General features: G+C 55.4%; 18 protein-coding genes. 7 read left to right on the plus strand and 11 right to left on the minus strand.

Annotated elements, in window-relative coordinates:
* Window positions 1–222 precede the first annotated feature (222 nt).
* Together ACB496_RS08360 and ACB496_RS08365 are read left to right on the plus strand one after the other, a co-directional pair.
* Window positions 223–465, plus strand: a complete 243-nt coding sequence (locus ACB496_RS08360; RefSeq protein ID WP_100780541.1) for a DUF333 domain-containing protein — start codon at window positions 223–225, stop codon at window positions 463–465.
* Between the two features lie 82 nt (window positions 466–547).
* Window positions 548–853 (plus strand): hypothetical protein, encoded by a 306-nt coding sequence (locus tag ACB496_RS08365; RefSeq protein ID WP_100780540.1) that lies wholly within the window; start codon window positions 548–550, stop codon window positions 851–853.
* On the opposite strand, the gene ACB496_RS08370 is transcribed toward ACB496_RS08365, so the two are convergent.
* Window positions 839–1,192 (minus strand): DUF488 domain-containing protein, encoded by a 354-nt coding sequence (locus tag ACB496_RS08370; RefSeq protein ID WP_371974955.1) that lies wholly within the window; start codon window positions 1,190–1,192, stop codon window positions 839–841. The two genes, ACB496_RS08365 and ACB496_RS08370, sit on opposite strands and share 15 nt — an antisense overlap.
* On the minus strand, window positions 1,179–1,682 hold the full coding sequence (locus ACB496_RS08375) for a DUF523 domain-containing protein (protein ID WP_371974956.1): 504 nt from the start codon (window positions 1,680–1,682) through the stop codon (window positions 1,179–1,181). The genes ACB496_RS08370 and ACB496_RS08375 overlap by 14 nt, the downstream gene beginning before the upstream one ends.
* Before the next feature lie 158 nt (window positions 1,683–1,840).
* On the opposite strand from ACB496_RS08375, the gene ACB496_RS08380 reads away from it, so the two are divergent.
* The gene (locus ACB496_RS08380; RefSeq protein ID WP_123429086.1) at window positions 1,841–2,548 is read left to right on the plus strand and encodes a CTP synthase; all 708 of its coding nucleotides are present in this window, start codon (window positions 1,841–1,843) and stop codon (window positions 2,546–2,548) included.
* Window positions 2,549–2,578: 30 nt separating this feature from the next.
* Here the strand turns inward: ACB496_RS08380 and ACB496_RS08385 are convergent, their stop codons facing one another.
* On the minus strand, window positions 2,579–3,766 hold the full coding sequence (locus ACB496_RS08385; protein WP_102103474.1) for a CynX/NimT family MFS transporter: 1,188 nt from the start codon (window positions 3,764–3,766) through the stop codon (window positions 2,579–2,581).
* Between the two features lie 99 nt (window positions 3,767–3,865).
* Here ACB496_RS08385 and ACB496_RS08390 point away from each other — a divergent pair, with 99 nt between their 5' ends.
* Window positions 3,866–4,657: a helix-turn-helix transcriptional regulator gene (locus ACB496_RS08390; RefSeq protein WP_100780535.1), complete on the plus strand. Its 792-nt coding sequence runs from the start codon at window positions 3,866–3,868 to the stop codon at window positions 4,655–4,657.
* Here ACB496_RS08390 and ACB496_RS08395 read toward each other — a convergent pair.
* The 3 genes from ACB496_RS08395 to ACB496_RS08405 all read right to left on the minus strand — a co-directional run bounded on the left by ACB496_RS08395 (window position 4,641) and on the right by ACB496_RS08405 (window position 8,582).
* Complete coding sequence (locus tag ACB496_RS08395; protein WP_003857881.1) at window positions 4,641–5,087, minus strand: DUF441 domain-containing protein; 447 nt, start codon at window positions 5,085–5,087, stop codon at window positions 4,641–4,643. The genes ACB496_RS08390 and ACB496_RS08395 overlap by 17 nt on opposite strands.
* A gap of 108 nt (window positions 5,088–5,195) precedes the next feature.
* The gene (locus tag ACB496_RS08400) at window positions 5,196–7,232 is read right to left on the minus strand and encodes a TIM-barrel domain-containing protein (protein WP_371974957.1); all 2,037 of its coding nucleotides are present in this window, start codon (window positions 7,230–7,232) and stop codon (window positions 5,196–5,198) included.
* A gap of 15 nt (window positions 7,233–7,247) precedes the next feature.
* Window positions 7,248–8,582 (minus strand): glycoside-pentoside-hexuronide (GPH):cation symporter, encoded by a 1,335-nt coding sequence (locus tag ACB496_RS08405; RefSeq protein ID WP_107703850.1) that lies wholly within the window; start codon window positions 8,580–8,582, stop codon window positions 7,248–7,250.
* A gap of 286 nt (window positions 8,583–8,868) precedes the next feature.
* On the opposite strand from ACB496_RS08405, the gene yoaI reads away from it, so the two are divergent.
* The gene (gene yoaI / locus ACB496_RS08410; protein ID WP_228483420.1) at window positions 8,869–8,973 is read left to right on the plus strand and encodes a small membrane protein YoaI; all 105 of its coding nucleotides are present in this window, start codon (window positions 8,869–8,871) and stop codon (window positions 8,971–8,973) included.
* Between the two features lie 21 nt (window positions 8,974–8,994).
* Here the strand turns inward: yoaI and ACB496_RS08415 are convergent, their stop codons facing one another.
* From ACB496_RS08415 to yeaG, 3 genes are all read right to left on the minus strand, one after another.
* Window positions 8,995–9,495 carry a YbaK/prolyl-tRNA synthetase associated domain-containing protein gene (locus ACB496_RS08415; RefSeq protein WP_371974958.1) on the minus strand — a complete coding sequence of 167 codons (501 nt, stop codon included), beginning with the start codon at window positions 9,493–9,495 and terminating at the stop codon, window positions 8,995–8,997.
* Window positions 9,496–9,790: 295 nt separating this feature from the next.
* Complete coding sequence (locus tag ACB496_RS08420; protein WP_371974959.1) at window positions 9,791–11,071, minus strand: YeaH/YhbH family protein; 1,281 nt, start codon at window positions 11,069–11,071, stop codon at window positions 9,791–9,793.
* A 121-nt stretch (window positions 11,072–11,192) separates the two neighbouring features.
* Window positions 11,193–13,127 (minus strand): protein kinase YeaG, encoded by a 1,935-nt coding sequence (gene yeaG, locus ACB496_RS08425; protein WP_100780530.1) that lies wholly within the window; start codon window positions 13,125–13,127, stop codon window positions 11,193–11,195.
* 435 nt (window positions 13,128–13,562) lie between these two features.
* On the opposite strand from yeaG, the gene ACB496_RS08430 reads away from it, so the two are divergent.
* Window positions 13,563–14,309: a MipA/OmpV family protein gene (locus ACB496_RS08430; protein ID WP_371974960.1), complete on the plus strand. Its 747-nt coding sequence runs from the start codon at window positions 13,563–13,565 to the stop codon at window positions 14,307–14,309.
* Window positions 14,310–14,399: 90 nt separating this feature from the next.
* Window positions 14,400–15,254 (plus strand): aldo/keto reductase, encoded by an 855-nt coding sequence (locus tag ACB496_RS08435; protein WP_371974961.1) that lies wholly within the window; start codon window positions 14,400–14,402, stop codon window positions 15,252–15,254.
* Between the two features lie 37 nt (window positions 15,255–15,291).
* Here the strand turns inward: ACB496_RS08435 and ACB496_RS08440 are convergent, their stop codons facing one another.
* Window positions 15,292–16,176: a D-hexose-6-phosphate mutarotase gene (locus ACB496_RS08440; protein WP_100780527.1), complete on the minus strand. Its 885-nt coding sequence runs from the start codon at window positions 16,174–16,176 to the stop codon at window positions 15,292–15,294.
* A 74-nt stretch (window positions 16,177–16,250) separates the two neighbouring features.
* Window positions 16,251–17,246 carry a glyceraldehyde-3-phosphate dehydrogenase gene (gene gapA / locus ACB496_RS08445; RefSeq protein WP_100780526.1) on the minus strand — a complete coding sequence of 332 codons (996 nt, stop codon included), beginning with the start codon at window positions 17,244–17,246 and terminating at the stop codon, window positions 16,251–16,253.
* Between the last annotated feature and the right edge of the window lie 22 nt (window positions 17,247–17,268).

Raw genomic sequence — 17,268 nt, forward strand, 5'->3', positions numbered from 1 at the left:
GAAATTTTATATATTGTCGCGGTACGCGTGGCAGGGCAGGCGAAAAAAAAAGCCCCACACAGGCGTGCGGGGCAAAGACATCTTGATTACGGAATGATGTTCTCTGGTCATTGAGAACGCAGCCACTATAGGGTGAAAAAGTGCAGGTTTAATGGAGAAATCATGGAGAAAACGGTGAAGTCCCGGTACGCTTTAGACTTTGCAAACAGAAAGGACAACCCCATGCGATACCTGCTGCTGGCGATGGCTCTGCCATTGGCCGCCTGTTCGACCCCGCCCGACGCGCCGAAACCTCCGCAAATCGGTATGGCTAATCCTGCTGCCGTGTACTGTGTGAAGAAGGGCGGAGAGCGCGTTCCGGTACAAAGTCCGCAGGGCGTGCGCACCGAGTGCAAACTGCCGGGCGGCGAAGTGATTGATGAGTGGGAGTTGTTCCGCCGCGATCACCCAACGCCTGCTGCGTGACAGGGCAGGAGCGACTGCGATACACTTCTCTTTAAGAATTATCTCAGTCCTTGTGGCTGATAACAGAGACCGCGAGAGAAGTATGTTTCAGTTAAAACCGGGCAGCCTGTGCATGGTCATCGGCGCCCGCACTGCCGCCGGGCGGCGCAATATCGGCAAATCCGTGGAGCTTTTTGCGCTCTGCAAGCCAGGCCTGCGTTTCCTGAACCCCGTTAACGGCGTGATGACCGAGCTGCCTGCCAGCGCCGATCGCGCCCTGTGGCTGGTCACCGGCGATGTTTATGCCGTTGATAATCAGCATGGTTTTGCCTTTGTGCGCCCGGAACATCTGCTGCCGCTGACGCCTGATGATGCGTCACACATCCTCGACGAATTAACTTTCAGCTAACTGGCGCAGCCAGTCGGCCAGGACCAGAGCGTGGTTCTGCCGCGTGTTCTTCGCGCCGTAGAGCAGCGTCAGAGTCTGGTTTTTACCAAGGGCAGCCACGCGTTGCCCTTCGTCCTGATGCTGCGCCAGCTCCTGCAGATAGGCCTCGCGAAAAGCGGCGAAATCAATGGTTTCGCTGTGAAAGGCTTTGCGTAACTCGCCTGAGGGCGTCAGGGCTTTGCACCACTCATCAAAAGCCAGCGCCTCTTTCTTGATGCCGCGTGGCCAGAGCCGGTCGACCAGAATGCGATAGCCGTCGTTTTCGGCTGGTGCGTCATACACCCGTTTACACTGAATCATTGTCTCTCTCCTCAACCCAGGCGATCAGCTCAGCAAGCTGGTTATCGGAAAATACCTGAATACCGTGTTCACGTAACAACGCAGCGGCGACGCCCATCCCTGCGCGTTTTTGCCCGCGAAAGCTGCCGTCGTAAATCAGCTCGCTGCCGCAGGTAGGGCTGCCGTCGGTCAGCAGGGCGGCGCGGCAGTTCCCCTCCTGGGCTGCACGTAGCGCAAGCCAGGCGGCAAGCTGATAATGCGCGGTCACATCGCGACCGTCGCTTTCCAGAATTCGCGCGCGGCCCGCCATCACCTCATTTCCGCCGCCTGCCACAATCTCTGCGGGTAAACGCGGGATCGACAATCCTGCTGCCAGCTCCGGGCAGTGCGTCACCAGTCGTTGTTCTTGCTGCCAGCGCCTGAGGGTGTCAGAAATAGCCGCTTTCTCGCAGCCGTTATAGCGAACTTTGTGGCCCATCAGACACGCGCTGACCAGAATTTTGGTTTTCATGAGGTTTCAGACTACCCGAAATAAGGGGGGATAATACGCTATCACTATACCACCTGAATTTTTGCCCCTCCAATTTAAGGTATTGTGAACCCTGCAAAAGATCGGTAGGCTGAGGTTCCTTATGTTATCTGATAATTCTTTGGCATATGGAACCTCTCATGGAACTCTCCCCGGTAAAAGACACACTTCGCATTGCACTTGTTGGTGACTACAACCCTGATGTCATTGCTCACCAGGCCATTCCGTTATCCATCGATGATGCGGCGGCCGTGCTGGATTTAACGGCGGATTACGACTGGATCGCCACCACCGAGCTGACCAGCCCGGAAGATTTAGTGGGCTACGACGCGATCTGGCTGGTACCGGCAAGTCCGTATAAAAATGTCGACGGGGCGTTTATTGCTGCGCGTTTTGCGCGTGAAAACAGTATTCCGTTTCTAGGAACCTGCGGCGGGTTCCAGCATGCGCTTATTGAATATGCGCGAAACGTGCTGGGCTGGAGCGATGCGGCGCATGCCGAAACCGATACCGACGGCAGAATGGTGATTGCGCCTCTGACCTGCTCGCTGGTGGAGAAAACCGATACCATCGAACTTCGTGCTAACACGATTATCGCCAAAGCCTATGGCCGGGAAGAGATCGAAGAAGGGTATCACTGCAACTACGGCGTTTCTCCGGCGTTCGCAAAAGAGCTGGAAAGCGGCGATATGCGCGTAACGGGCTGGGATGAACAAGGCGAGATCCGCGCGGTAGAACTGGTGACGCATCCGTTCTTCGTCGCCACGCTGTTCCAGCACGAGCGCGGTGCGCTGGCGGGGCGTCCTGTACCGCTGGTACAGGCCATGCTGCACGCCGCTCGCAGCTAAACGGGCAGGCCATTCGGCCTGCCGTCAGACTCAGTGGGGCGTGATCTCGCGGTCGCGCCCGGCAAGCACACCGCAGACCGCCATCACCACGCCAGCCAGCGCACAGGCGATAAGCGGGATCCGCCAGTCACCCGCGGTGTCGTGAATTTTCCCCATCAGCGGTGGACCACAGGCCGCCAGCAGATACCCGACCGACTGCGCCATTCCGGAAAGTGCCGCAGCCTGGTGCGCCGAGCTGGCACGCAGTCCGATAAAGGTCAGGCCCAGAATCATCGTCGCGCCGGAACCAAATCCATAGACAATCGTCCAGAGCACGGCCTGATCCGGCACAAACCAGAACCCGGCGAGACTCACCGCGCACATCAGTGCCGATAACCCGGCGATACCGCGCTGGTCTTTCAGTTTATGCAGCAGCAGCGGCACGGCAAGCCCCGGCGCTGCGGTCGCCAGCTGCAGCAAACCGTGCATCGATCCGGCCTCGGTTTCGCTGTAGCCGTGGCTGAGCAGAATTGCCGGCAACCAGCCGATAATCACATAGTAAATCAGCGAGTTAATGCCGAGAAACAGTGTCACCTGCCAGGCCAGAGCCGAGCGCCAGATCCCACGGTTGTGCAGCGCCCGCGCATTGCTTAAGGAGGCGGTATGTTTTTGTCGCCACTGGGGCAGCCACAGAAGTGTGGCTAACAGCGGGAACACCATTAGCATCAGCAGCGCGCCGTGCCAGCCCGCGCCGCTCAGGGCCAGCGGAACGATCATCGCTGAACCCAGCGCCGCCGCCGCGCCCATGGTCAGGGAGTAGGCACCGGTAAGCTTTGCCACCTGGCCTGGAAAATCACGCTTAATCAGGCCGGGGAGCAGAACGTTACCCAGCGCAATTCCGCAGCCGATCACCCCGGTGCCGATAAACAGCAGCGCAGCGGAGGGCAGCGAACGAAGGCCAATGCCCACGCAGATGAGCAGCATAGCGAAAAACAGGCTGCGCTCCATGCCGATCTTCCGCGCCACACCGGCGGCGAGAGGGGAAATCAGCGCAAATGCCAGCAGCGGCAGAGTGGTCAGCAGGCCAGTCTGGGCAGTCGTCAGGCCGTAGTCGTGACGAATCATGTCCAGTAAAGGAGCCGCACCGGTAAAGGTGACGCGCAAAGTGGTGGCAATCATCAAAATACCGGCAATCAACAGCAGGCGATCTTTGCCGGAAGAGGGAATAGCAGTAGTCATGGTTTTCTCTGACAACGTAACGAGGGCACACAATACCCGTTTTCCACCCTGTTTAAATCAAGCTAAAATGACACTTTATCGCTAATATCGGACAACTTTATGCAAGGTCTCGGACTTGACGGCTACGATCCCGACAGCCAGCACGATGCGGCCGTGGCGTTTCGCATCCGCGTGGTGGAAGACGAACAGCGCATTCCGCGCCATCAGCACCGTAAAGGTCAGCTGATCCTTGCCCTGCGCGGGGCCATCACCTGCGAAGTGGAAAACGCCATGTGGATGGTGCCCCCGCAGTACGCGGTGTGGATCCCAGGCCAAATCCCTCACAGCAACAAAGCCACGCCCGGTGCGCAGCTCTGTTTTCTGTTTATTGAGCCGGGCGCGGTGACGCTTCCGGAACGCTGCTGTACGCTAAAAATCTCCCCGCTGGTGCGCGAACTGATCCTGACGCTGGCGAGCAAAACCCGCGAGCAGCTGTTGCTCCCGTCCACCTCCCGGCTGGTTGATGTGCTGTTTGATGAAGTCCCGCAGCAGCCGCAGGAGCAGCTCCAGCTGCCGGTTTCACCGCACCCTAAAATTCGCATGATGAGCGAAACCATGGCTGAGCAACCCGCCGAATGGCAGACACTGGCCCAGTGGGCGAGCCACTTTGCCATGAGCGAGCGCAATCTGGCGCGGCTGGTGGTGAAGGAGACGGGCCTGAGTTTTCGCCGCTGGCGTCATCAGCTGCAGTTAATCGTCGCGCTACAGCTGTTGATCGGTGGCAAATCGGTCCAGCAGGCGGCGCAGTCACTGGGATATGACTCCACCACCGCGTTTATTACGATGTTCAAAAAAGGGTTGGGGCAGACCCCCGCGCGCTATATCGCCAGCCTGTCTACGACTTCCCAATAAACAGGGATACCAGCCCGGCAGCGATCAGCGGGCCGACCGGCACGCCGCGGAACAGCGCCACGCCGAGCACCGTTCCGACCAGCAGACCGGCGACGAGAGAGGGTTGCGAACTCATCAGCGTTACCCCGCGCCCGCCGAGCCAGGAGACGAACACCCCCACGGCGATAGCCACCAGCGATTTCCAGTTCACAAAGGAGTGTAGAAGTGTCGAGGCCGGGAGTGTACCGCTGGCGATGGGAGCCATCACCCCGATGGTCAGAATGATGATCCCGATGGTCAGGCCCTGTTTTTCTATCCACGGGAAGAAAGTGTTGAGCGGCGTTACGCGCACGATAATTAACACCAGGATCGAAATGGCCACCGTGGTGTTGTGGCTGACAAAGCCCAGCGCAGCCAGCGCCAGCAGGATCAGCAGGGTAGGGTCAAACATGAGGGGTATCCTTGCCAGAAAAAAGTAAGCCTGCTTACTTTACCCGCAAAGGCGAGCGTAAACAGGCTTTTATCGACAAATCCCCCATTTTTGGGCAACTGCCCGAGGCTAGCTCACTAACACCTTCACCAGCGGGCTATCGTCGCGAATAAACACCGGAATCGTCTCCAGCGCCGCGTCGACCGTCACGCGTTCGCCGCCGCGATATCGCTCGCCGTTTAAAGCGATCCAGTGATTTCCAGCGGGAAGCCAGACGTCACGATGGCGCTGCCCGGCGTGCATCACAGGTGCAACCAGCAGATCTTCGCCGAACAGATACTGATCTTCCGTCTCCCAGCTCTGTTTTTCCTGTGGATAGTGCCAGAACAGCGGGCGCATCAGCGGGTCGCCGTGCTGATGGGCATTCTCATACAGGGCGTCAATGTACGGGCGCAGTTTTTCACGCACTGACAGCCAGTGCTGCATGATCGCGAAGTTCGTTTCGCCGTAGCTCCACAGCTCGTTGGGTGAGCCGCTGTTGCACTGAGGAATGCCGTCGCGATAGCGCTCTGGCGGCTGGATTTGCGGCTCGCGATAGCCGTGCATGCGCAGTACCGGACAGAAGACCGCCCACTGGAACCAGCGAATCAGCAGCTCATGGAATGCCGGATCGTTGACGTTTCCGCCCTGGAATCCGCCGATGTCCGTGGTCCACCACGGAATGCCCGCCAGCCCCATATTCAGGCCGGCGGCCAGCTGGTTGCGAAACGCGTGGAAGGATGAATGCACATCGCCCGACCACGCCAGCACACCATAGCGCTGACTGCCCGCCCAGGAACACCGCACCAGATTCACGATATCGCGCTCGCCGTTAGCGGTTAAGCCGTCGTAGAAGCCCTGCGCAAAATCGCGCGGATAGCGGTTGCCCACCTCCAGCACCGGGCCGGCGTGATAGCGATAATTATCAAAATCGTAGGCGCGGTACTCCGGCTCGGCTTCATCCAGCCAGAACAGTTTGATGCCCAGATCGTAGTAGTTTTTCTTGACGGTCTCCCAGACAAATTCACGCGCCTGCGGATGGGTCGCGTCGAAAAAGGTGGTGTTGCCCATAAAGTCGAGATTCACCTGCACACCGCGCTCGCTGCTGACCAGCCAGCCTTTGGCTTTCATCTGCGGGAACAGTGGGCTGCGCGCTTCGACGGTCGGCCAGACGGAGACCATCAGCTCGATGCCCATCTCAGTGAGTTCGTCCACCATCGCTTTGGGATCGGGCCAGTCGACCGGGTCGAAACACCAGGTGCCCTGATTCGGCCAGTGGAAGAAATCAATCACCATCACAGCGAGCGGCAGGTTGCGACGGCGATATTCCCGCGCCACTTCCAGTACCTCCTGCTGGGTGCGGTAGCGCAATTTGCACTGCCACAGGCCGCTGATAAAGGCCGGGGCAGGCGGCGGAGTGCCGGTGGCGGTGACATACTGACGGGTAATCTCCGCGATGCTGTCGCCTGCGGTGATCCAGTAGTCCATCTCCCCCGTGACGCGGGCGCGCCATTCGGTCTGGTTTTTGGCAAAGCTGACTTCCCCAATCGCCGGATTATTCCACAGCACGCCGTAGCCCAGATTCGACTGCATAAAAGGCACGCTGGCCTGAGAGTTGCGCTGGGCCAGTTCGAGGGTACAGCCTTTCAGATCCAGCCAGGGCTGCTGATACTGACCCATACCGTAAATCCGCTCCTCAGGACGCGATTCAAAGCGCACGGTGAGCTGATACTTGCCGCCCGCCAGCGGTTTGAATTCGCGTCCGTCGAGTTTCAGGGCGCTGACATATTTATCCTGGCTCTTTTCGCTGGCACCAATTCCCACCGTTGAGCGCTGACGCCACATCTCCTCCAGCAGCAGCTCGCCGCGCTGGTTATAGAATGCCAGCTGGCCTTTCAGATTCAGGGTGGCGGTGATGTTGCCGTTGCGCAGCGTCAGGCTTTCGTTCTCCGCGGTGATCTCCGCGGTGCAGGCGGCAGCTGGCAGGAGTGCCTGTAACGCTTCGCTGAAGTCCGGTGAGCAGGTGGCTCTCACGCGCAGACTGTTTTTACCCCACGGTTCGATGCGCAGGATCTGCCGCTCAAAGCGCCACTCGATACTGTTGGTATGTTGAATGAGTTCACTCATGGTTAATGCGTCCTTTTACGAAAGACTGTGTTTGGCAAGGTTGATGGATTGCATGGTGCGGTCGTCGAGCTTGTACCAGCGCAGGGTGGCAAATGCGCACAGGGAGAGAATGCCCGGCACCACGGTAAAGAGGGCGATGATGCAGTACATGGCGGTGGAGGTTTGCTCCGGCGCGTTAGCCACATAGCCGCTGAAGCCCAGCGTCCAGCCGACAATGGCACCGCTGATGGCCATTCCCAGTTTGAGTACGGCGAGGAAGGTCGAGAAGATCACGCCGTCCATGCGTTTGCCCTGTTTCCATTCGCCGTAATCGGCGACGTCAGCCATCATCACCCACATTAAGGTGGTGGTGGCCTGATAAAGGGTGGAGATAATGAAGGTGAGGGGCACCAGTACGACGACCATTTTCGGCGCAAAGAACAGGGCGATACTCAGCACGCCCGCCAGCACCGCGCAGTAGCCAAACATCTGTACTTTGCTGTAGTTGCGCGTCAGGCGTTTTGCCAGCGCGCTGCCCGCCGCTTTACCGAGAATATGCGCACCGAGCATCCACATAAAATAGCTGGCGCTGCCGAGATAATAGGTGACGAAATACATCATCGCCCCTAGACGAATAACCCCAAAACCAATATTGGTTAATACCAGAACGGCAACCACGCGCCACTGATCGTTGCGCAATAAATCGCGTAATTCAGCCAGATAATTATTGTGCGTCGCGGGGGCGTTAATACGCTCGCGGGTATTAGCAAAACAGATCCAGAACATAATGACCGCAATCGTCGCCATTATTGCCATCGCCCAGCGATAGCCGAGTAATTTATCATCGCCGCCGAGAAATTCAGCCAGGGGCATCATAAAGAAGGTGGATAACGCACCGCCGAGGGTGGCGAGGAAAAAGCGATACGATTGCAGGGAAATACGCGCTTCGTTGTCCGGAGTAATCACCGCGCCCATCGAGCAATAGGGGATATTAATGGCGGTATACATCAGCATCATCACCGTGTAGCTGATGGTGGCAAAAATCATTTTGCCGTGCAGATCCAGCGACTCCGGCACGGCGTAGGTGAGCAGACAGCTGGCACCAAACGGCAGGGCCAGCCACAGCATCCACGGGCGGAATTTACCCCATCGGGTGCGGGTGCGATCGGCAATATAGCCCATCGCCGGATCGATAATCGCATCTGCCGTTCTTGCCAGCAGAAACATGGTTCCGACAAAGGCGGCGGGCAGACCGACGACGTCCGTATAATAAAAGGTCAGAAAGATAATAACGTTATCCAGCCCAATATGGCTCGCCATATCACCTAACCCATAACTGATTTTCTCTTTACGGGAAATTGTATTGCTCATGTTATTCACCTTGCCAGTGTAAGGTTTATTTGAGGGTGTTCTTGTATGCAGTGTTAAGCAGGCAGGAGGGGTTAACAATTACGAGATTTGGCAATGGACTTATGGAAATCCTTTTTCGTGATACCGGTAACAATTTATTGTGATGCGGGTTGTATTTATCGCGAGGGGATTATTTTCACCAGAATCGTTTCAGCTTATTCGTATTCATCGGGCTGACCTGAATCTGTCATATCATTGTCATCTGTGGGGATTAAAAAGGGACAAACGCAGCAAAAGGGGAATCAACATGAACGATCACATGTTTGTTGAAACGCTGATTATCTCGTCGTCGTTTTTTACCATTGCGATAATACTGGTGGCCTCAGTGATGTTTCTGGAAAAACGCGGCTGACAGAACTGCCAGCCGGGAAGCTCAGGCGCGGCGAAACGCCACCAGCTCAGGCTGGGCGATGCGCAGGTAGTCATGGGTATTCATAATGACCGATTTTTCCAGCAGACCGGCGTTAAAGGCAATCTCATCGTAACGCTCGAATAGCAGGGGATCGGCAACCAGCGTCAGGTCCGGATGAAAGCTGAACGGGGGAATTGCCCCGAAGACGCAGGCGGTTAAAACGTCCACTTCCGCCGGGCTTGCAAGCGAAGCTTTGCTCCCGCCAAAATGGCTGGCTAATTGACTCAAATCGGCCTGCTGATCCGCCGCCAGAATCGCCAGCACATGTTTCTTCACCCCGTTACCCTTAACTTTACAGACCAGCGCTTTCGCACCCTGGCCAAGCGCCGTGCCGCGAATTTCGCTCACCGCTTCGCATTTTCCTACCGCCGCATGTTCCACCACGCGATATTGCGCGCCCTGGTCAGATAACAGTTCGATCAGCTGCTGGTGGGTGGCGGAACCTTTTATCTCGTCTGACATGATCGATATTTCCCTCGGGTTGTTAAGTCGTGCGACTACATTAGCACAGTGTATTTTAAGAGCATTAATTTCAAGAAACCGATAATGCCCACGCGTGGGCTATTTTTACGACTGCGCGATATTTACCAGGGAAATGACAGATACGGACATTTAACAGGCTATGCATGAGTGAGAGGGCGGATAGGACGCTTATCGCGGGAATAATGATGTGCATTATGCCGAGGGGTAAAAATCTCGACTGTATTAATGTGAGTAAGTAAATAAAACAGCCAGCGTTTGGGCGCTGGCTGTGGGGTTATGCGTTACTGGTACTTTGCGTGTGGAACAGTTCGCGGAAGACCGGATAAATATCATCCTGATCGCGGATATGCTGCATGGCAAAGTTATCGAACATCGCCTGCAGGTGTTCATATTCCCGCCAGAGCGTTTGATGCGCGCGACGGGTAATTTCGATGTAGCTGTAATACCGCACCACCGGCAAAATTTTCTTCGCCAGAATTTCGTGACAGAGCGGGGAGTCATCCGCCCAGTTATCGCCATCGGACGCCTGCGCGGCATAAATATTCCACTGCGCCGGGTCGTAGCGCTCTTTCACCACTTCATCCATCAGCTTCAGGGCGCTGGAGACAATGGTCCCGCCGGTTTCCTGAGAGTAGAAGAACTCGTGCTCATCCACCTCTTTGGCCTGCGTGTGGTGGCGGATATAGACGACATCCACGTTCTTATAGGTTCTGCTCAGGAACAGGTAGAGCAGAATATAAAAGCGCTTCGCCATATCTTTGGTGGCTTGATCCATCGAACCGGAGACGTCCATCAGGCAGAACATCACCGCCTGGCTGGAAGGTTCCGGACGTTTCTCGTAGTTCTTATAACGTAGGTCAAAGGTGTCAATAAACGGCACACGCTCGATTTTTGCCCGTAGTTCGGCTATCTCTTTGCGCAGCCGTTCTTCCTCCAGCAGTTGCGCAGGCTCGCTGTTTTCAACGGTCTTAAGGCTGACCTCCAGCTCGCGTAGTTCACGACGTTTACCCGCCGTCATCGCGGTGCGTCGGGCCAGCGAGTTTTGCAGGGAACGCACTACGCTAATATTTGCCGGAACGCCGTTGGCGGTATAACCGGCGCGGTGGGTTTTGTACTCGTTAAGCTGACGGTGCTGATTTTTTTTCAGGTTTGGCAGCGCCAAATCCTCGAACAGCAGATCGAGATACTCATCTTTGGAAATCTGGAAGACGAACTCATCCTGGCCTTCACCGTCCTGACTTGCTTGCCCCTGACCACTTCCTGAACCGCCGCCGCCGCCCTGCGGGCGTTCGATGCGATCGTTCTGCACAAAATGGTCGTTACCTGGGTGTACGCGATGGCGCAAGCCGCCCCGTCCCTGATGGAACATCGGTTCGCTAATATCATCCGTCGGGATAGAGACGGACTCGCCGCTTTCCACATCGGTCACCGAACGTTTGTTGATGGCCTCGGAGATCGACTGTTTAATTTGCGCTTTATAACGGCGCAAGAAGCGCTGGCGGTTCACCGTGCTCTTGTTTTTGCCGTTAAGACGCCGGTCAATAAACCAGGTCATATGCCCCCCGTACTGCATTGCCAACTTTTGCACTCCCTGTTTGCCGGATGCGCTGCGCTTATTCGGCTAACGGAAGGTTGTCGTTGTCGGCCCGATGGCGAGAAGCCACCGGGCACTTTTGTTAAGACGATTTACGTACGCGCAAATACCATTCGCACAGCAGACGAACCTGCTTGCGGGTATAGCCTTTCTCCATCATGCGATCGACAAAATCGTCGTGCTTTTTCTGCTCGTCAGTTGAGGTTTTGGCATTAAACGAAATGACCGGCAACAGCTCTTCGGTATTCGAGAACATTTTCTTCTCAATAACCGTGCGCAGTTTTTCGTAGCTGGTCCAGTTCGGGTTACGTCCGCTGTTATGCGCTCTGGCGCGCAGCACGAAGTTCACGATCTCGTTACGGAAGTCTTTCGGATTACTGATCCCGGCCGGCTTCTCAATTTTTTCCAGTTCCGCGTTCAGGGATTCACGGTCAAACAGCTGGCCGGTATCCGGGTCGCGGTATTCCTGATCCTGGATCCAGAAGTCCGCATAGGTGACATAACGGTCGAAAATGTTCTGCCCGTATTCGGAATAGGATTCCAGGTAGGCGGTCTGGATCTCTTTGCCGATAAACTCGGCGTATTTCGGAATCAGATAGCCTTTGAGGAACTCAAGATACCGTTCCGCCAGATCCTGCGGGAACTGCTCGCGCTCGATCTGCTGCTCCAGAACGTAGAACAGATGTACCGGGTTGGCCGCCACTTCGGCGTGATCGAAGTTAAACACGCGGGAGAGGATTTTAAACGCGAAACGCGTGGACAAGCCGTTCATCCCTTCATCGACACCGGCGTAATCGCGATACTCCTGATAGGACTTCGCTTTCGGGTCGGTATCTTTCAGGCTTTCGCCATCGTAGACGCGCATCTTCGAATAGATGCTGGAGTTTTCTGGCTCTTTCAGACGCGAGAGAATCGAGAAGCGCGACAGCGTTTCCAGGGTTCCCGGCGCGCAAGGGGCATGCACCAGCTCACTGTTGTTAAGCAATTTTTCGTAAATTTTGATCTCTTCGGAGATCCGCAGGCAATAAGGCACTTTGACGATGTACACACGGTCAAGGAACGCCTCGTTGTTTTTGTTATTACGGAAGGTGACCCACTCTGATTCGTTCGAGTGTGCCAGAATAATCCCGTTGAACGGCAGGGCGGAAATACCTTCCGTCCCGTTGTAGTTCCCTTCCTGGGTGGCGGTCAGCAGCGGATGCAGCACCTTAATTGGCGCTTTAAACATCTCAACGAACTCCATCACACCCTGGTTGGCACGGCACAGCGCGCCGGAATAGCCATAGGCATCCGGATCGTTTTGCGCGTGGTGTTCCAGTTTACGGATATCGACCTTACCGACCAGCGCGGAGATATCCTGGTTGTTCTCATCGCCCGGCTCGGTCTTGGCAATCGCAATCTGCTGCAGAATGGACGGCCAGACTTTTACCACGCGGAATTTGGTGATGTCGCCGCCAAACTCATGCAGGCGCTTCGCCGCCCACGGCGACATGATCGTGCCGAGATAGCGGTTCGGGATGCCAAACTCTTTATCCAGAATTTGGGCATCTTCCTGCGGATTGAACAGGCACAGCGGATGATCGTTAACCGGGCTGCGTTCTCCGTTGGCGCTAAGAACATAGATCGGCACGCGCTGCATCAGTGATTTCAGGCGCTCTGCCAGGGACGATTTACCGCCACCGACCGGGCCTAATAAGTAAAGGATCTGTTTCTTCTCTTCCAGACCCTGAGCCGCGTGTTTCAGGTACGAAACAATCTGCTCGATGGCGTCTTCCATGCCATAAAATTCTTCAAAAGCGGGGTATCGTGCAACCACACGATTCGAAAAGAGACGGGAGAGCCGTGGTTCGAGGGCAGTGTCGACCATGTTTGGCTCACCGATAGCCATCAATAGCCGTTCTGCCGCATTGGCATAGGCACTGCGATCTTGCTTACAGACAGCAAGAAACTCCTGCAGTGTGAACTCTTCGTCCTTGGCAGCTTCATAGCGCTGGCGATAGTGATCGAATATATTCATGGCATGCCGTCCTTTCGTTTTTTAGCACAGGAAAAGAGCCGTTCGTATGAATAGTGGAGGCTCCTGGAAGCGTCTTCACCCCCGCACCTCAGTACCAGAGCAGCAACCCGTGTGCCAGGTCTTGCGCTCTCAACCGCCGGGCGTACAGCAATTTATCTTCCTAAAATTAAGCGTAGATGGCATTTGCAAAACTTGCATGCCTCCAGAATCTAATTTCAATGACATATCAATAACTCATCCAAAAAATCTGCGGCGAGATTCAGGATAAAACGTCGACTTTCACTGCCTCGTCACATAAATGAAAGCCTCCCGTCATCTTAAATGATGAAAATAATCGGTTAATTAAACTCATTAGCGGGCAAAAAATTTTGGGATGTGTGGGCAGGGCGGTTACACTTCACTCGCTGATTATTTGACTACAGGAAAGAATGGATTGTGACCAAACTCAAACTTCTGGCATTGGGCGTACTTGTCGCCACGTCCGTTAGCACCGCTCACGCGGCCGATCAGTGGTCCGTTGGCGCAGGCGTCGGCGTTATCAACAGCCCGTATAAACAGTACGATCGCGACGTTTATCCGGTGCCAGTGATCACTTATGAAGGCGATAACTTCTGGTTCCGCGGCCTGGGTGGTGGTTACTACCTGTGGAATGACAACACAGATAAGCTCTCCATCATGGCGTACTACAACCCGATGCACTTCAAACCGGGTGACAGTGATAGCCATGCGCTGCGTCAGCTCGATAAACGCAGAAGCACCGTAATGGCGGGGCTTTCCTATGTTCACAACACCCAGTATGGCTTCCTGCGCACTGCGCTTGCGGGCGATACGCTGGACAATAGCAACGGGTTTATCTGGGATCTGGCCTGGTTGTACCGCTACACCAACGGCGGCATCACGCTGACGCCGGGCATCGGTGTGGAGTACAGCAGCGAAAACTACAATGACTACTATTATGGGGTGTCCCATAAAGAGTCTAAACGTAGTGGCCTGAGCAGCTATGACGCGGATGATGGCTGGAACCCGTACCTGGAACTGACCGCAAGCTACAAGTTTGCCAGCGACTGGAACCTGTACGCCTCTACCCGTTACACCCGTCTTAGCGATGAAGTGAAAGACAGCCCGATGGTTGATAAGTCCTGGGCCGGTCTGTTCTCTGCGGGCGTGACCTACAGCTTCTGATTGTGCACTTTTACGGTGCATTCTGTGCATGATAACGGGGCGCTTGCGCCCCGTTTGCTTTATCGTGGTGCGGAAAAACAGGAGAGACACATGTCAGATAAAACCGTGACTTTTGCTGACCGTTTTACCTTGCCGGCGATGGGGCAGGGAACCTGGTATATGGGGGAAAACGCCGGTCAGCGGCAAAACGAAGTGGCTGCACTGCGAGCGGGCATCGATATGGGGCTGACGCTCATCGACACCGCCGAAATGTATGCAGATGGCCGAGCCGAGGAGGTGGTGGGCGAGGCGATCAAAGGCCAGCGCGATCGCGTCTTTCTGGTCTCCAAGATTTATCCGTGGAATGCGGGCGGGAAAAAGGGGATAGCGGCCTGCGAGGCCAGCCTTCGTCGTCTCGGCACCGACTACATCGACCTTTACTTACTGCACTGGCGGGGAAACTACGGTCTGGACGAGACCGTTGAGCTGATGCAGACATTGCAACAGCAGGGCAAAATTGGCCGCTGGGGTGTGTCCAATTTCGACCATGACGATATGCAGGAGCTATGGGGCGTCGACGGCGGTGCGGAGTGTGCCACCAATCAGGTGCTTTATCATCTGGCCTCGCGTGGCATTGAATACGCTCTGCTTCCCTGGTGTCAGCAGCAGTCGATGCCGGTGATGGCCTATTGCCCGCTTGCGCAAGCCGGACGGTTACGCTCTGGCCTGCTCAATCATCCCGCCGCGAATGACATCGCGCAACATCATCATGCCAGCGCCGCACAGGTGCTTCTTGCGTGGGTGATTAGCCATCAGGGTGTTATCGCCATTCCAAAAGCGGCGTCGATTGAACATGTGACAGAGAATTCAGGCGCGTTGGCGTTAACGCTTTCGGCTGAAGAACTTGCGCGGCTGGATGCAGCGTTCCCGGCGCCGGGGCGTAAAACAGCACTGGACGTGGTGTAACGAAATTTCCCCTCTCCGGGCAGAGAGGGGAACAGGATTAGCGTTTAACGATTTTGATGGTCTGACCCAGGCGTGAAGGTTTATCCGCGCTGGTTTTCTGCGGTGCGGTGACGCACGCAGTTTCGACGCAGACAAAGGTTTTATACCCGTCGTCCGGTACGTCAGCCATGCTCACAGAGAGCGCCGGGCCTGGGTTCCAGCCCACCACATTGCTGTGATGGTGGTGAACCACTTCAATACCACGGTTGAGCGCCGCATCGTGGATCACGCTGCAGGCTTCCGGGTTCAGATAGACGCGGTCGGTACGATCCGGGAAGGTCTGCACGCCGTCGCTCAGTTTACCTTCTTTCGCGTTATCCACTTTATCGATAAAGCGATCGCCAAAGCCGCTCACTTTCACATCCGCAATGTCACCGACGTTGAAATAGGTGTGCAGGGCAGAGGTGGTTTCAAACTCACCGTGCGCTTCCAGCTCAATTTCACAGGTTTGACCCAGTTTGAAGCGGGCATACAGCGTGAAGTCATGCGGCCACAGCGCGCGGGTTTCGTCGTTGCTTTGCAGTTCGAAGGTCAGCACGGCGCCGTTATCATCTTCATTGTGCGCTTTCAGCGTCCACTGTTGGTTACGGGCAAACCCGTGCGCTGGCAGGCCTGCTTCAGCGGCAGGGCCAAACCACGGCCAGCAGATAGGTACGCCACCGCGAATCGCCGCCCCTTTCTTGAAAGAGGTCGCCGCGCTCAGCCACAGGCCTTCTTCTTCGCCTTCTGGTTTCCAGGAGAGCAGGTGGGCGCCATTGAGGGCCACAGAGGCTTTCACGCGCGGGTGATCGACGACAATAATATCCGCGCCATCAATCTGGCGGCGGGAGAGTACAGGGGTAAGTTGTTCGACTACTGGAAGTGCAAAAATTTTGTGAATCATTACGCAATCCTCTGTCTTTAAGCATAAAAAAAGGCGACCGAGGTCGCCTTTTTGGATCAGTATCTCATCTCAACTTATTTGGAGATGTGAGCGATCAGGTCCAGTACTTTGTTAGAGTAGCCAGTTTCGTTGTCGTACCAGGAAACCAGTTTCACGAAGTTGTCGTTCAGTGCGATACCTGCTTTAGCATCGAACACAGAAGTGCACACTTCGCCGTTGAAGTCGGTAGAAACAACGTCGTCTTCGGTGTAACCCAGAACGCCTTTCATTGCGCCTTCAGAAGCGGCTTTGATAGCTTTCTTGATTTCTTCGTAAGACGCTGCTTTTTCCAGACGAACGGTCAGGTCAACAACGGATACGTTTGGAGTAGGAACGCGGAACGCCATACCAGTCAGTTTGCCATTCAGTTCTGGCAGTACTTTACCTACTGCTTTAGCAGCACCGGTAGAGGATGGGATGATGTTCTGAGCTGCGCCGCGGCCGCCGCGCCAGTCTTTGTGAGACGGGCCATCAACGGTTTTCTGAGTTGCGGTGGTCGCGTGAACAGTGGTCATCAGACCTTCGATGATGCCGAAGTTGTCGTTGATAACTTTTGCCAGCGGAGCCAGGCAGTTGGTGGTGCAGGATGCGTTAGAAACGATGTCCTGGCCTTCGTATTTGTCAAAGTTAGCGCCTTTAACGAACATAGGCGTGTTGTCTTTGGAAGGACCAGTCAGAACAACTTTCTTCGCACCAGCGGTGATGTGTTTACGCGCAGTTTCGTCGGTCAGGAAGATACCCGTTGCTTCAGCAACAACATCAACACCGATTTCGTTCCACTTCAGGTTAGCTGGATCTTTTTCAGCAGTAACACGGATGGTTTTGCCGTTAACAACCAGGTGGCCGTCTTTCACTTCAACGGTGCCATTGAAACGACCGTGAGTTGAGTCGTACTTCAGCATGTACGCCATGTATTCAGCGTCCAACAGATCGTTGATACCAACGATTTCGATGTCAGAACGTTCCTGAGCAGCACGGAAAACAATACGGCCGATACGGCCAAAACCGTTGATACCTACTTTGATAGTCATATATTCCACCAGCTATTTGTTA

Source organism: Lelliottia nimipressuralis (genome assembly GCF_041464075.1).
GTDB lineage: Bacteria > Pseudomonadota > Gammaproteobacteria > Enterobacterales > Enterobacteriaceae > Enterobacter > Enterobacter nimipressuralis.

Excerpts from the sequence above, each read along its gene's own strand:
- ACB496_RS08435 (WP_371974961.1), top strand. The coding sequence starts at position 14,400 with ATGTCAGATAAAACCGTGACTTTTGCTGACCGTTTTACCTTGCCGGCG.
- ACB496_RS08360 (WP_100780541.1), top strand. The coding sequence starts at position 223 with ATGCGATACCTGCTGCTGGCGATGGCTCTGCCATTGGCCGCCTGTTCG.
- ACB496_RS08375 (WP_371974956.1), bottom strand. The coding sequence starts at position 1,682 with ATGAAAACCAAAATTCTGGTCAGCGCGTGTCTGATGGGCCACAAAGTT.
- ACB496_RS08370 (WP_371974955.1), bottom strand. The coding sequence starts at position 1,192 with ATGATTCAGTGTAAACGGGTGTATGACGCACCAGCCGAAAACGACGGC.
- yoaI (WP_228483420.1), top strand. The coding sequence starts at position 8,869 with ATGAACGATCACATGTTTGTTGAAACGCTGATTATCTCGTCGTCGTTT.
- yeaG (WP_100780530.1), bottom strand. The coding sequence starts at position 13,127 with ATGAATATATTCGATCACTATCGCCAGCGCTATGAAGCTGCCAAGGAC.
- ACB496_RS08405 (WP_107703850.1), bottom strand. The coding sequence starts at position 8,582 with ATGAGCAATACAATTTCCCGTAAAGAGAAAATCAGTTATGGGTTAGGT.
- ACB496_RS08415 (WP_371974958.1), bottom strand. The coding sequence starts at position 9,495 with ATGTCAGACGAGATAAAAGGTTCCGCCACCCACCAGCAGCTGATCGAA.
- ACB496_RS08395 (WP_003857881.1), bottom strand. The coding sequence starts at position 5,087 with ATGTTTGACCCTACCCTGCTGATCCTGCTGGCGCTGGCTGCGCTGGGC.
- ACB496_RS08400 (WP_371974957.1), bottom strand. The coding sequence starts at position 7,232 with ATGAGTGAACTCATTCAACATACCAACAGTATCGAGTGGCGCTTTGAG.
- ACB496_RS08390 (WP_100780535.1), top strand. The coding sequence starts at position 3,866 with ATGCAAGGTCTCGGACTTGACGGCTACGATCCCGACAGCCAGCACGAT.
- ACB496_RS08440 (WP_100780527.1), bottom strand. The coding sequence starts at position 16,176 with ATGATTCACAAAATTTTTGCACTTCCAGTAGTCGAACAACTTACCCCT.
- ACB496_RS08420 (WP_371974959.1), bottom strand. The coding sequence starts at position 11,071 with ATGACCTGGTTTATTGACCGGCGTCTTAACGGCAAAAACAAGAGCACG.
- ACB496_RS08380 (WP_123429086.1), top strand. The coding sequence starts at position 1,841 with ATGGAACTCTCCCCGGTAAAAGACACACTTCGCATTGCACTTGTTGGT.
- ACB496_RS08385 (WP_102103474.1), bottom strand. The coding sequence starts at position 3,766 with ATGACTACTGCTATTCCCTCTTCCGGCAAAGATCGCCTGCTGTTGATT.
- ACB496_RS08365 (WP_100780540.1), top strand. The coding sequence starts at position 548 with ATGTTTCAGTTAAAACCGGGCAGCCTGTGCATGGTCATCGGCGCCCGC.
- gapA (WP_100780526.1), bottom strand. The coding sequence starts at position 17,246 with ATGACTATCAAAGTAGGTATCAACGGTTTTGGCCGTATCGGCCGTATT.